The 15,310-nt window shown below is 41.2% G+C and carries 4 protein-coding genes and 2 pseudogenes; 2 read left to right on the top strand and 4 right to left on the bottom strand.

What is annotated here, in order from left to right; genetic code table 11:
- The first annotated feature begins 303 nt into the window (after nucleotides 1–303).
- The gene (locus tag AC5YDM_RS03645) at nucleotides 304–744 is read left to right on the top strand and encodes a universal stress protein (RefSeq protein WP_496150765.1); all 441 of its coding nucleotides are present in this window, start codon (nucleotides 304–306) and stop codon (nucleotides 742–744) included.
- 91 nt (nucleotides 745–835) lie between these two features.
- Here AC5YDM_RS03645 and AC5YDM_RS03640 read toward each other — a convergent pair whose 3' ends face one another.
- Nucleotides 836–1,171, bottom strand: a complete 336-nt coding sequence (locus AC5YDM_RS03640) for an MGMT family protein (RefSeq protein ID WP_496150915.1) — start codon at nucleotides 1,169–1,171, stop codon at nucleotides 836–838.
- Nucleotides 1,172–1,431: 260 nt separating this feature from the next.
- On the opposite strand from AC5YDM_RS03640, the gene AC5YDM_RS03635 reads away from it, so the two are divergent.
- On the top strand, nucleotides 1,432–2,403 hold the full coding sequence (locus tag AC5YDM_RS03635; protein WP_496150764.1) for an alpha/beta fold hydrolase: 972 nt from the start codon (nucleotides 1,432–1,434) through the stop codon (nucleotides 2,401–2,403).
- A 292-nt stretch (nucleotides 2,404–2,695) separates the two neighbouring features.
- Here AC5YDM_RS03635 and AC5YDM_RS03630 read toward each other — a convergent pair whose 3' ends face one another.
- The 3 genes and pseudogenes from AC5YDM_RS03630 to AC5YDM_RS03620 form a co-directional block, all read right to left on the bottom strand.
- A complete protein-coding gene (locus tag AC5YDM_RS03630; protein WP_496150914.1) occupies nucleotides 2,696–3,070 on the bottom strand; it encodes a type I secretion C-terminal target domain-containing protein in 375 nt (124 codons plus the stop codon).
- Nucleotides 3,065–4,483: pseudogene (locus AC5YDM_RS03625) on the bottom strand (BapA/Bap/LapF family large adhesin); the annotation flags it as partial. The gene AC5YDM_RS03630 and the pseudogene AC5YDM_RS03625, both read right to left, overlap by 6 nt.
- A 180-nt stretch (nucleotides 4,484–4,663) precedes the next feature.
- Nucleotides 4,664–15,292 (bottom strand): annotated as a pseudogene (locus tag AC5YDM_RS03620) (Ig-like domain-containing protein); the annotation flags it as partial.
- Nucleotides 15,293–15,310: the final 18 nt, after the last annotated feature.

Below are 15,310 nucleotides of genomic sequence, written 5' to 3'. Positions count from 1 at the left end.
ACTTCTCTATTTAATGTCTAAATTAGATTAATACTCTAATATTTCAAAATCATCTTTGTGCAAAGTGAGTTGTTTATTTTCCATTTCAGTTTTTATATTCAATTCGACCATTTATTATGTATGAAATTGTGAAAAATAAAATGAATCTTTTCGCATAACTTGAATAAAATGAACAACTTTATAAAAAATATCCCTATGTAATTACTAGGTTTTATTCTCGATTAATACAGTATATGATCAAGTTGAAAGAACATTTTTCATTTCGCTTGAAATGAATTTCATAACGGTGATAAGGAGATTGACATGGCTTACCAAAACATACTTGTACCAGTAGACGGTTCAGAACTCGCGCTAAGCGTTATAAAACATGCGGCTGAACTAGCTAAAGCATTTAACAGCAAAGTGACCATCGTAGAAGTAATGACACTCGATCCCTATATCGCAGCAGAATATTTATCTGCGGGACAAACCAATGCCATGATTGAACGTGCACGTGAATTCATTTTATCGAACATTGCAGCAGCAAAAGCACAATTTGAAGCGCAAGGTATCACTGCTGAAACTAAACTTTTAGAAGGTGAAAGCATTCCACGTACCATTATCAAAGCTGTGGATGAACTCAATGTTGATCTTATTGTACTCAGCTCTCATGGTCGTAGTGGACTTAAAAAATTATTGATGGGTAGCGTAGCGCAAAGTCTCATCACTGAATCTAAAGTGCCTGTTTTTGTTGTAAAACAATAATTTCATACGCTACAAGTAAAGACACCTCATTCGTCAGCGAGTGAGGTGTTTTCTTTTAAATATCTCTAAATAATTATGATCAAAACTCAAATTAAATATACCATCCAAAATCTTTAAAGTTAATTTTGCCATTTTTAATCACAACACCTTCACTCAATAACCTAGCCTGCTGTTCATTAAAACCGAGATCGTCCAATCGACTTAGGCTAATTCGCCCTTGAGCATTAATCACCCGATGCCAAGGTACTTCACTTGAGTCATCCATTCGGCTCAATACCCGCCCGACCAATCGTGCATGTTTTGGTAATCCTGCCAATGCAGCGACTTGTCCATAACTGGCTACTTTACCAAATGGAATAGTCACAACAACGGCCAAAATTAGCAAGGCTAATTCATCAGTTACCGTCTGCGAAGCTTCCCTTTGCAGATTACTTTTTTTAGAAATATCTGTTTGTGCAGTCCTGTTCAATGACACACTATTTTGAAAAGTCTGATTCGTGTAATCATCTATTATAGAATTGGATTTTTTAGATTTAGCGCACATAAATTGACCTAAATATGTCATTCAAAGGGTATTAGGCAAATGTATTTTTCTAAGGGCTATTTTACTCTAAAAATCAGAATAAAAATTTAAGCATATTATCCAACAACATCATCCAACAATAGCAACTAAAACGAGTACAAGAAATGAAACGGACTTTTAAACATATTCTGCTTTCGTCATCGATTGCATTAGCTTCAATCTCTATATTGAGCTTGCCTAGCACGGCCACAGCTGCACCCACAATTAATATCCAAAGTGTCTTACAACAAGAAAGAGCTTGGGCTGGTATGCAGACCAAACGCGTCAAGGTTGGTGATATTGAATGGGCATATAGCGAAGGTGGAACTAAAGGTAAACCTGTCATCATGTTGATTCATGGGCTTGCAGGTAGCCGTGACAACTGGAATCGGGTTGCACGATACCTAACGCCACACTATCAAGTGATCATTCCAGATTTACCAGGCCAAGGAGACAGCAAAGCGCCAAATGATTTCGATTATTCAATTCCTAATTTGACTGAAAAATTACGCCGATTTGCTGAAGCGATTCAAGTTGAGAAAGATCTACATATTGCAGGTCATTCGATGGGTGGTGCTATATCCCTACTCTATGCGGCTCAATATCCAATTGATGCAAAATCATTGTTCTTGGTCAATTCAGCAGGTGTATTTAAATCTGCCAATACCCCTTATTTAAAAGATCCCAATTTACTTCGTAATTTTGTGGTGGCTAAACCCGGTGACTTTGATCGTCTCTTCAAAATTGCAGCACAGCTTCCGCCTTTTATTCCCAATGAGCTAAAAGTAGAACAAGAAAAATTGATGATTTCTAATGCTGCAAATACATCAAAATTGATTGAACAATTGATCTTGATGTCTAAGTCATTTACACCAGATACCTTTGCTATCGCTGCACGATCTATTGATCAACCAACGCTGATCATTTGGGGAGATAAAGATCAGATTATTAATGTAGAAGCGGCATCTGAATTGAAAGATCTTTTAAAGAATGCCAAAGAACCGATTATCTTAAAAGGTGTGGGACATATGCCTTTACTTGAACAAGAGCAACCACTTGTGAAAGCGTATTTAGAGTTTTTAAGTACTGTCAAATAATAGGACTGTTCACGAGATCGCTTACGGTCTCGTGAATCTAAAATTTTAACTTCTCTATTCTCTATTCTCTATTCTCTATTCTCTATTCTCTATTCTCTATTCTCTATTCTCTATTCTCTATTCTCTATTCTCTATTCTCTATTCTCTATTCTCTATTCTCTATTCTCTATTCTCTATTCAAGAATCATAAATCGAAACCCTTTCTATAACCCCCTACTCCTTTCAACACTTTTAAAAAGACAAAAAAAAGAGGATCCGAAGATCCTCTTTTCTAATTCACACTATCTGATTATTAATACAACACGTTGTTGTTGTTCAATAGATCTTGAAGTGTAGTGTCTGTATTTTTCAACGTAATCAAGTCAGCTTTAGCATAGTTAGTGCCAGAACCATCACGATCAATGCTGATTACAGTGTCGTTACCAACTTTGTTCACAGAAACGTACTGGTCGATATTTTCTGAATTCACATCGCCTTGCAACAATTTAGAGATATCGATCTTGTCATTGTTTTCAGCTTTGAAGTCAGTCCATGTATCGTGACCATTACCACCTGTCTTATCAGATGCATTCAGTACATTGAAGATAATCTTATCTGCACCTTCACCTAACGCTACAGTGTCATTCGCAGCTGAAGAAACAAACGCTTTACCTAAGTCGATTGTCAATGTTGCTGATTTCTCAACACCATTTGGAGCAACTAACTTGTACTCAAACTCAACATCTGCAGCTGTTGCATTCGCAGCTGGAGTAAATACGTAGCTACCGTCTTGGTTCAACACAAGCTTACCAGCAGCAACAGAGATTACATCACCTGTAGCAAGTTCGAAATTACCTGTATTTGGATTCTTAACAAACAATTGGTCATCTTTACTTGCCAATTTATCTGCACCGAAGCCAGTGTCATCAGTAATTACGTTACCAACTGCTTTATTCACGCCTTCAGTTACAAGTTTGTCACTTGAAACTGTCGCTTGAACATAAGTATTGATCATCGTTGAGTTCGAACCCCAATGGCTATAGTTAGCTTCTGAAGTTGTGAACACCACTTGCCATTGTTTAGACAACGCGCTATCTGCTTGGTACGACGTATTAAACAATGCAGTTCCTGCATATTTGTAGCCATTACCAATCACTGAACCAGATGCACCAGTACCAGAAGCATTTACCCAGTTACCAGCACTGTCTTTGTACTGAACTTGGTAGCTGAACTTGTCACCAGTAATCGTCTGTGAGCACGCAAGCGTAGATTTAATTGCAATTTTCGCTGTGCTACCTTCAGCCAATGATTGAATCGCAAGTTTGCTTACGCCATCAACTTTCTTACCACTATAATAAGCCGCAGAACAAGCAGAACCGCATACTAGAGATTGAACTGTATCAGCCGCTTTCTTAACAGTTGTTTGAGCCGAATTAACATCATCAGAAACAGATAAGTTAGTTGTAGCTGGTTTAGCAGGATCTGTTGGATCCCATGTTAAATCGATACCAGAATTCGTACCAATTTGAACAATTAAGTCAGCAGTTGTTGTCTTACCATTCGCGTCAGTTAATGTGTATTCAAACACGTCAGTTTGACCGATATTTTTCAAATCAGCATTTGGTTTATATGTATAAGAACCATCTGCCTTAATGATCAATGTTCCGTGATCACCATTAATCGTAACACCAGCATCATTAACAGCTACGCCATCAACTTCAGTTAACTTAGTACCACCATCAAGTGTATCGTTCAGTAAGATGTTACCTTCCGCATTATGAACATCAGATACTTCAACTTTAAAGTCTGAACTTACTTCACGGATAACAACGTCAGTTTCAACATAACCAAACTTAGTGATTGCACTCCAGCTTTCCATATCAATACGATACTTACCAGCTTCAAGGTCATTTACTTTCACAGTCGCTTTTTCACCGAAGAAGCCAAGGAAGTCGAATAAACCTGAATCACTGTTAGAAGCAACTTTTTCCCAAACGCCATTTGTTGGATTGTACTTAGACAATACAAGTTTAACTTGGTCAAAGATTGCTTTTAATGAACCAGTTTTGATTTGTAATTCGATATCAGCATGTTTACCTTTACCGATTTCGAAAGTTGTACTTCCGCTATCACGACCGATTACATAACCAAACAGACCGAACTTCCAGCTATAGCAAATCGCATTATCAATAACACGCTCTGTTACAGGATGGTCATAATCAATAAACGCTTGAGCTACATCATCAACTGCATCGTTATTAGTTACATACGGTGCTGTAACAGTTGTAGGACCAGAAGTACCAGCTACGTCAGTTGCTGTTAATGTTACATTTTGACCTTTATCAACCGCAGGGCTTAACTCAAATTTAAATGCACCAGTCACATCATCTGCTTTAGTCGTTAAGACTTCGCCATTAGGACCGTTATAAGTTACTAATGAACCAGCTTGAGCTGTACCTTCAAGAACAGAACCGTCAGCATTGAATTCACCAAGCGGTGCATCTGGAGGAGTAATATCAACAGTTAAATTGTTGGTATCTCTAGATGAGTTTCCTGCTTTATCTTTCGCTAAAGCTTGAACAACATATGTACCTTCAGTTAAATCAACATTGGTTGTGAAGCTCCAGTTACCTGTAACTGGGTCTACTGTCGCACTACCTCTGTCAACCAATACACCATTTTTAATAATCGCAACATCAACAGTACCAGCAGGTTCTGAAGTAGTACCTGTAATCGTTGGTGTTACATCATTCGTAGGTTCTGAATCGAAAATTTCAACAGTAGGAAGAACTGTATCTACTTCAAATACCAACACAGCTGGAGCACTTGGGTTACCACCTAAATCACGACCAACGGCTTCAATTTGATATACACCATCTGCAAGCGGATTCTGAAGCGTGTATGTCCAACGATCACCACCTAGTAGAGTAGCTGGGCCACTTTCAATTAAGTTGCCATCAGCATCACGTACGATCACAACATCAACTGAAATCGCGCCATCCATCAACACACCATTGAAGGTAGGTTGCTTGTCTTTGAAGTAATAATGTGGCGCAGAAGTTACTGCTGATCCCAATTGATTAATCGTTGATGTAATAGCACTTGTTAAGAACACAGGTTCAACTTGAGCTACAACAGCCTCTTCAACAACTGGAGCAGAGAATGCCATACGAGCCATCATTGGAGCAGCAAACGTCGTTGCAATTGGTGCAGCGAATGCAGCCACTGGCGCAGCAAAGCTTGCTGGTGAAGCAAAGGTAGAAACATCATTCCACCAATCATCATCACCACCACCAGTTTCAGGTGGATCGATTGTGATTCCTGGAGGCGTAATGTCAACTTCAAATTTCTCAGTTTTTGTCTGACCTACGTTACCAGCTGCATCAGAAGGAACACCAGTAATTGTAAAGATTTCTTCAGGCAGTTTTTCAGTTGGAACATAGCTCCACTTACCGTCATCACCTACAGTGACTTTAATACCTTCAAGTACATAACCTTTAGAACCAACAATTGACAAAGTTACTGTTGTACCAGCTTCACCAGTACCCGTAATCGGATGCTGCTGATTATTCGTTGCATTGGTTGTTGAATCACCAATTGGATCAATCGTAATTTGTGGTGCAGTCGTATCAACAACCAAATCAACTGGGCCAGTCGGTTTTTCATTTCCAGCAGGGTCGGTCGCAGTTGCATCAACTGTGTATTCACCTTCTGGTAATGGAGTAGTTGGTGTATACGTCCACTCACCTTCTGGAGTTACTGTAGCAGTACCTTCAGATACTGTTTCACCGTTTTTATCTTTAATCACAACATCAACTGTAGAACCTGGTTCAGCTTCACCTGTTAATTCAGGCGTTGTGTCATTCGTTTCTACTGGTGGATCAATCGTAATAGTCGGTGGAGTTGTATCAATGACTAAACCTTTTGGCGTTGCATCAGTTTCATTACCAGCAGCATCTTTAGCAGTCGCGTCAACAGTGAAGTTACCTTCAGCTAATGGAGTTGATGGCGTGAATGACCATGTACCATCTGGATTAACTGTCGCTGGACCTTGAGCTACCGTCTTACCAGTTGAATCTTTGATCACAACGTCAACAAGTGCACCAACCTCAGTATTACCTTTGATTTCAGGTGTAGTGTCATTAGTCTCACGTGGTTGATCAATTGTAATTGATGGTGCAGTTGTATCAATTACTAAGCCTTCTGGCGCTGCATCAATTTCGTTTCCTGCAGGATCTTTCGCAGTTGCTTCAACTGTGAACTCACCTTCTGGTAATGGAGTAGTTGGAGTGTATGTCCAAGTACCATCTGGATTAACAGTCGCTGGACCTTCAGCTACAGTTTTTCCATCTTTATCTTTAACTACAACATCAACTGTAGAACCCGCTTCAACTTTACCTGTTAATTCAGGTGTCGTATCGTTAGTTTCTACTGGTGGATCAATTGTAATAATTGGTGGAGTTGTATCAATCACCAAAGCTTCTGGCGTTGCATCAGTTTCATTACCTGCAGGATCTTTCGCAGTTGCTTCAACCGTGAAATTACCTTCTGGCAATGGCGTAGATGGAGTGAACGTCCAAGTACCATCTGGATTAACAGTTGCTGGACCTTCAGCTACAGTTTTTCCATCTTTGTCTTTAATCGCAACTTCAACCTTAGCATCTGGCTCAGTTTTACCAGAAACAGTTGGAGTCGTATCGTTAGTCGGAACTAGTGGATCAATCGTTACAACTGGTGCAGTTGTATCTACTTCAAATGCTTCTACAGCAGGATCAGAAGGGTTACCTTGAACATCTTTAGCAATCGCTTCAACTGCATAATTACCTTCTGGTAATGGCGTTGAAGGAGTAAATGACCAATTGCCTTCAGAATCAACAGTTGCAGGACCTTGAGCAACTACTTTCCCATCTTTATCTTTAATTTCAACATTGACAGTCGAACCTTCATCCGTTTTACCAGAAATGGTTGGTGTAGTGTCATTTGTTTCATCAATTGGATCGATAGTGATTGTAGGACCACTCAAGTCTACAATGAAGTCTTCAGTATCTTGAGCAGTATTACCCGCTTTATCAGTTGCAACAGCAACAACGTCTTGACGACCTTCAGATAAGTTTTCTGTCGGTGTATACGTCCAAGTACCATCTGGATTTACAGTCGCAGGACCTGTCACCACCTTACCGTTGGCATCAGTAATCGTTACTTGTACAGTTGAACCTGGTTCAGTTGTACCCGTAAGCTCTGGTGTTGAATCATTGGTCAAGTCAATTGCATCAATTGTGACATTCGTCGGTGCAGTCGTATCAATCACTAAATCAACTGGCGCATCAACAGTCGCTTCGTTACCTGCAGGATCTTTCGCAGTTGCTTCAACTGTGTACTCGCCTTCTGGTAATTCAGTTGTCGGTGTGTAAGTCCAAGTACCATCTGGATTTACTGTCGCTGGACCTTGTGCTACAGGGTTGCCATCTTTGTCTTTGATCACTACATCAACAGTTGCACCTGGCTCAGTTGTACCTGTGATTTCTGGAGTCGTATCGTTCGTCTCTTCTAGCTCATCAATTGCAATCGCTGGAGGAGTCGTATCAATCACTAACTCTTCTGGAGTAGCATCAGTTTCGTTACCTGCAGGATCTTTCGCAGTTGCTTCAACTGTGTATTCACCTTCTGGTAATTCTTCTGTTGGTGTGTAAGTCCAAGTACCATCTGGATTTACAGTTGCAGTACCTTCAGCTACTGGGTTGCCATCTTTGTCTTTGATCACAACATCTACAGTTGAACCTGGCTCAGTTGTACCTGTTACTTCTGGCGTTGTATCGTTAGTTACATCGACCGGATCGATGCTTACAGCAGGAGCTGTCGTATCAACTTCGAAGTCTTCAGTAGCAGGGTCAGAAGGGTTACCTAACTTGTCTTTAGCAACAGCTTCAACTGTGTATTCGCCTTCTGGCAAGGCATCAGTTGGTGTGTAAGTCCAAGTACCGTCTGGATTTACTGTCGCTGGACCTTGCGCTACAGGGTTACCGTCTTTGTCTTTAACCACAACATCAACAGTCGAACCAGGTTCAGTCTTACCAGTAATAGTCGGCGTAGTGTCGTTCGTTTCATCGATTGGATCGATTGAAATTTCTGGACCACCAAAATCAACTTCAAACTCTTCAGTCGCTTGTGCTGTATTACCAGCTTTATCACTCGCAACAGCAACAACGTCTTGCTTACCTTCAGCTAATTCTTCAGATGGCGTGAATGTCCAAGTACCGTCTGGATTTACAGTTGCAGCACCTGTCACAACCTTACCATTTTCATCTGTAATCGTAACTTGTACAGAAGAACCAACTTCAGTCGTACCTGTGATTTCAGGAGTTGTATCGTTTGTATCATCAATTGGATTGATTGACACATTCGTTGGAGGTGTAACGTCAACACGGAACTGTTCTGAGTCTGGAGCACCTTTGTTGCCAAGCTTATCAGTAGCAACACCTGTTACAGTGTAATCACCTTCAGGCGCTTCAAAGAATGGTACATATTTAAAGTTACCTTCAGCATCTGCATAAACAGTCGCTGTCAATACTGATCCAGTAGCGACATGAGTAATGACTAAATCAACTTTTGCACCTGGTTCTGTTTTACCAGTAAATTCAGGTGTTTTATCATTAATTTCATCAGTTAAAGATACTGGGTAAACATCAATATCTGGACCAATTGTGTCAACAATGAAGTCTTCAGTTGCTTGCGCAGTGTTTCCAGCTTTATCTGTAGCTACAGCGACAACGTTTTGTTTGCCGTCCGCAAGAGCTTCAGATGTAAATGTCCAAGTACCATCTGGATTAACAGTTGCAGGACCTGAAACAACTTTGCCATTTTCATCTGTCAATGAAACTACAACAGAAGTACCTGGCTCAGTCTTACCAGTAATAGTAGGCGTATTGTCATTCGTGTCATCAATTGCGTCAATCGAAACACCAATTGGACCTGTAGTATCTACAACAAAATCTTCAGTTGCAGGTTCACCTTTGTTACCGATTGCATCAGTACCAATAGCTTCAATTGAATAATCACCTTCTGGAAGTTCAGTCGTCGGTGTAAATGACCAAGTACCGTCTGGATTTACTGTCGCTGGACCTTCAGCTACAACTTGACCATTTTCATCTTTGATTACAACGTTAACAGTTGAATCTGGATCAGTCGTACCTGTAATTTCAGGTGTCGTGTCATTAGTTTCATCGATAGGATCGATAGTTACAGTTGGGCCTGCCACATCAACAGTGAAGTCTTCAGTTGCTTTACCAGCATTACCAGCAGAATCTTTCGCCGTTGCTTCAACTGTGAAATCACCTTCTGGTAATTCAGTTGTCGGAGTATAAGTCCAAGTACCGTCTGGATTTACTGTCGCTGGACCTTGTGCTACTGGATTGCCATTTTGATCTTTAATGACAACATCTACAGTTGTACCAGGTTCAGTTGTACCTGTTACTTCTGGTGTTGTGTCATTCGTTGTATCGATTGGATCAATTGTTACAACAGGAAGTGTTGTATCAATTACCAAATCAACTGGCGCATCGACAGTCGCTTCGTTACCTGCAGGATCTTTCGCAGTTGCTTCAACTGTGTATTCACCTTCTGGTAATTCGTCAGTTGGTGTGTAAGTCCAAGTACCGTCTGGATTTACTGTCGCTGGACCTTGTGCAACTGGGTTACCGTCTTTGTCTTTGATCACTACGTCAACTGTCGCACCTGGTTCAGTTGTACCTGTTACTTCAGGGGTCGTGTCATTGGTGTCTTCAATTGGGTCGATTGCTACCGCTGGTGGTACTGTATCAACAACAAAGTCTTCTGTTGCTTGTGCAGTGTTACCCGCTTCATCCGTTGCAACCGCAACAACTTTTTGCTCACCTTCAGCCAATGGCTCAGATGGTGTGAATGTCCAAGTACCGTCTGGATTAACAGTTGCAGGACCTGATACTTCTTTACCATTTACATCAGTTACAGTTACTTGAACTGTTGTACCTGGCTCAGTTGTACCTGTGATTTCAGGTGTTGAATCATTGGTCAAGTCGATGGCATCAACTGTCACATTCGTCGGTGCAGTGGTATCAATTACTAGATCAACTGGTGCATCAACAGTTGCTTCGTTACCTGCAGGGTCTTTCGCAGTTGCTTCAACTGTGTATTCACCTTCTGGTAGTGCGTCAGTTGGTGTGTAAGTCCAAGTACCATCTGGATTTACTGTTGCTGGACCTTGTGCAACTGGGTTACCGTCTTTGTCTTTGATCACTACATCAACTGTCGCACCTGGTTCAGTTGTACCTGTTACTTCAGGAGTCGTATCATTGGTGTCTTCAATTGGGTCGATTGCTACCGCTGGTGGTACTGTATCAACAACAAAGTCTTCTGTTGCTTGCGCAGTGTTACCCGCCTTATCTGTTGCAACTGCAACAACTTTTTGCTCACCTTCAGCCAATGGCTCAGATGGTGTGAATGTCCAAGTACCGTCTGGATTAACAGTTGCAGGACCTGATACTTCTTTACCATTTACATCAGTTACAGTCACTTGAACTGTCGTACCTGGTTCAGTTGTACCTGTGATTTCAGGTGTTGAATCATTGGTCAAGTCGATTGGATCAATAGATACAGTTGTCGGAGATGTATCGATCACTAGATCAACTGGTGCATCAACAGTTGCTTCGTTACCTGCAGGGTCTTTCGCAGTTGCTTCAACTGTGTATTCACCTTCTGGTAATTCAGTCGTTGGTGTGTAAGTCCAAGTACCGTCTGGATTTACGGTCGCTGGACCTTGTGCAACTGGATTACCGTCTTTGTCTTTGATCACTACGTCAACTGTCGCACCTGGTTCAGTTGTACCTGTTACTTCAGGAGTCGTGTCATTGGTGTCTTCAATTGGGTCGATTGCTACCGCTGGTGGTACTGTATCAACAACAAAGTCTTCTGTTGCTTGTGCAGTGTTACCCGCTTCATCCGTTGCTACCGCAACAACTTTTTGCTCACCTTCAGCCAATGGCTCAGATGGCGTGAATGTCCAAGTACCGTCTGGATTAACAGTTGCAGGACCTGATACTTCTTTACCATTTACATCAGTTACAGTTACTTGAACTGTTGTACCTGGCTCAGTTGTACCAGTGATTTCAGGTGTTGAATCATTGGTCAAGTCGATGGCATCAACTGTCACATTCGTCGGTGCAGTGGTATCAATCACTAGATCAACTGGTGCATCAACAGTCGCTTCGTTACCTGCAGGGTCTTTCGCAGTTGCTTCAACTGTGTATTCGCCTTCTGGTAATGCATCAGTTGGTGTGTAAGTCCAAGTACCGTCTGGATTTACTGTCGCTGGACCAGATGCTACAGGATTATTTGCTGCATCTTTAATTACAACATCAACAGTCGCACCTGGTTCAGTCGTACCTGTAACGTCTGGTGTTATGTCATTAGTTGGTTTAAGTTCGTCGATTGCAATAGCTGGTGGAACAGTATCTACAACAAACTCTTCAGTTGCTTGTGCAGTGTTACCCGCTTCATCCGTTGCTACCGCAACAACTTTTTGCGGACCGTCAGCCAAGTCTTCAGATGGTGTAAATGTCCAAGTACCGTCCGCATTAACAGTTGCAGGACCTGAAACCTCTTTACCATTTACATCTGTAACTGTTACAACAACACTTGAGCCCACTTCAGTTTTACCTGTAAGTGTAGGTGTCGCATCATTTGTAAGATCAATAGCATCAACCGACACACCAATTGGAGCAGTTGTATCAACTACCAACTCAGTTGGAGCATTTGCAGTTGCTTGGTTAGTTGCTTTATCAGTTGCAGTAGCTTCAACTGTATATTTACCTTCAGGTAATGCAGTCGTTGGCGTAAATGTCCACGTACCATCTGGATTAACTGTCGCTGGACCTTGTGCGACTGATGCTCCAGTCGCATCCTTGATCACAACATTAACTGTCGCTTCAGGCTCAGTTTTACCTTTAATTTCAGGTGTAGTGTCATTGGTTGGTTTTGATTCATCAATCGAAATAGGTGGTGGCGTTGTATCTACAATCACACCAGCAACATCTGGAACTGGAGTAATGTTACCTGCCAAGTCACGAGCAATGGCTTCAACTGTGTATTTACCATCAACTAAATTATTCGGGGTAAATGACCATGTACCATCAGCATTTGGCTTAACAGTTGCAGATTGAACAGTTTTCCCTGTTTCATCTTTTACTGTTACACGAACTGTTTCAATACCAGCTTCAGTTGTCCCAGTAAATGTTGGAGTCGAATCATTCGTTAAACCGAAATCCACCACTTCTACTGGAGGAGCGACGGTATCAACAATTACTTGAATCGAGTCAGTATTCGAGTTACCTGCCTGATCATAACCACGTGCAATTAATGTATATTGACCGTCTACAAGTTTAACACCTGTATTATAAGTCCACTTATCTGTTGATTGATCGTAAGTCGTTGCAGGTCCTTTAGAAACCACTTTTCCATCTTTATCCAAGATTTCCAATTCAACTCTTACAACATCATTTTTTGTATTTCCAGAAAATACGTATTCCGGATTTTTTATATGGAAAGCCACGCTCGTCTCCGTTTTTAAAAGCTGTTCCGTTGCAGCGACAGACTGCAAGGAGAAAGCTGAAAATTGTGCAGTGGATGCTGATGCTGGAGTGTCATTCCACCAATCATCACCATCTTCACCATCTTCACCATTAGTCGGTGGATCAATATCAATTCCAGGAGGGGTTGTATCGATTTCTAACCCACCAATCCCTTCTTCTTTTTTCTCATTACCAGCTGGATCTTTCGCAGTTGCATCAACTGTGTATTTACCCTCCGGTAGATCTACAGTTGGTGTATAAGACCAAGAACCGTCTGAATTAACAGTTGCAGTACCTTCAGCAACTGGTTTCCCATCTTTATCTCTGATCACAACATCAACTGTTGAACCTGGCTCAGTCTCACCTTTAATTTCAGGTGTTAAATCATTAGTCGTAATAGGAGGATCAATGGTGATTTCAGGTGGAGTTGTATCAATTACCAACTCTTCTGGTGCAGCATCAGTTGGGTTCCCTGTATGGTCTGTTGCAGTTGCATTAACTGTTAACTCACCTTCGGGTAACGGTGTAGTAGGCGTGAATGTCCACGTACCATCTGGATTAACTGTCGCTGGACCTGATGCTACAGGATTATTTGCTGCATCTTTAATTACAACATCAACTGTTGAACCTGGTTCAACCTGGCCTGTAACTTCAGGTTTCGTATTGTTTGTGACAACAGGTTTATCAATCGTGATTTCTGGTGGAGTCGTATCAACCACTAATTCTTCTGGTGCCGCATCTTTTCCATTACCTGCTGGATCTTTTGCAGTAGCTTCAACGGTTAACTCACCTTCAGGTAACGGTGTAGTAGGCGTGAATGTCCAATTACCCTCTGGATCAACAGTTGCAGGACCTTCTGCGACTACCTTGTCATCTTTATCTTTAATTACAACATCAACCGTTGAACCTGGCTCAGTTTTACCTGTTAACTCAGGAGTTGTGTCATTAGTATCCACTGGAGGATTAATAGAAACTTCAGGCGGAGTAGTATCAATCACCAACTTTTCTGGTGTAGCTGTATCTGTATTACCATTTGGATCTTTTGCAGTTGCATCAACTGTGTATTCACCTTCAGGTAATTCAGTTGATGGTGTAAATGACCATGTGCCATCAGGATTCACTGTTGCTGGCCCTTGAGCTACCGTTGTGCCATTTTTGTCTTTAACAACAACATCAACTGTCGAACCTGCTTCTGCTTTACCTGTAATTGCAGGTGTTGTGTCGTTTGTCACAACTGGCTTATCAATTGAAATATCAGGTGGTGTTGTATCTACGACGAAATCATCAGGTGTAGCTGATGTTGTATTACCAGCAGCATCTTTTGCTGTTGCTTCAACTGTATAGTCACCTTCTGGCAATGCTGTAGTTGGTGTAAATGTCCAATTACCTTCTGAATCAACAGTTGCAGGACCTTGTGCAACTACCTTGCCATCTTTGTCTTTAATCACAACATCAACAGTTGCGCCTTCTTCTGTTTTACCCTTAATTTCTGGAGTAGGATCATTTGATACATTAATTGGATCAATAGAAACATCTGGTGCTTTCGTATCAACATTAAAATCACTGATAGGAGATTTAGCACTTTCTTGACCATTAACAGTTTGAGTTACTGTTAAGTTATGTGGACCTTCAGCTAATGGTGTTGTTGGAACAAATTCCCAAGTACCATCTTCCTTAGCGACTGTCTCACCAATTAATTGCTCGCCATCGTAAACTTTAATGGTTGCACCTGGTTGTGCACCTTCACCACTTATCGCTGGCAAAGTGTCATTGGTAGAACCACCGTTAGCAACAACACCAGTTTGTGGTGCAACATCATCTGTAATGGTTGGTGCTGGCAAAGCATTAACAATTGGCGCTGGAGGTGGTGTACTACCACCATCACCACCGCCACCACCTGCGGCAGCGGCAATACCTGCAACACCTGCACCAACTAACCAAGGTAAAATTCCACCTACAAAGTTATCTGAATAAAGTAGTGGCTCAATTTCTTCGATTGGGTAATAAAGGATTGTTTCAGCGATTGTGCCATCAGTATTGGTGAATTTAACCCAATAAAGCTGACCACTATCATCTTGAAAAACTAAGCTATTGTCTGCAAATTCAGCATTGAAATAATTTTCAACAACAATGACTTCACCGTTTCTTAAAGTTATTAATGCATTATTGTTTTCACGAGTGATTGAGGCCACGTCATCTTTAGAAACTTGAACAACAACGACAGAGTTTTCGTTAAGCCCTACTTTACTAGAGTTTACATTCTCTAATACCTGATGACTCTCTTTTGATATGACTGAGATGTTCGGCATGGTACATTTCTCTCTTAT

The sequence above is a fragment of the Acinetobacter sp. CY81 genome, assembly GCF_059515925.1.
This window is presented reverse-complemented; position numbering and strand designations above follow the sequence as displayed.

Coding starts and splice junctions, on each gene's coding strand:
- AC5YDM_RS03645 (WP_496150765.1), top strand. CDS start 304: ATGGCTTACCAAAACATACTTGTACCAGTAGACGGTTCAGAACTCGCG.
- AC5YDM_RS03635 (WP_496150764.1), top strand. CDS start 1,432: ATGAAACGGACTTTTAAACATATTCTGCTTTCGTCATCGATTGCATTA.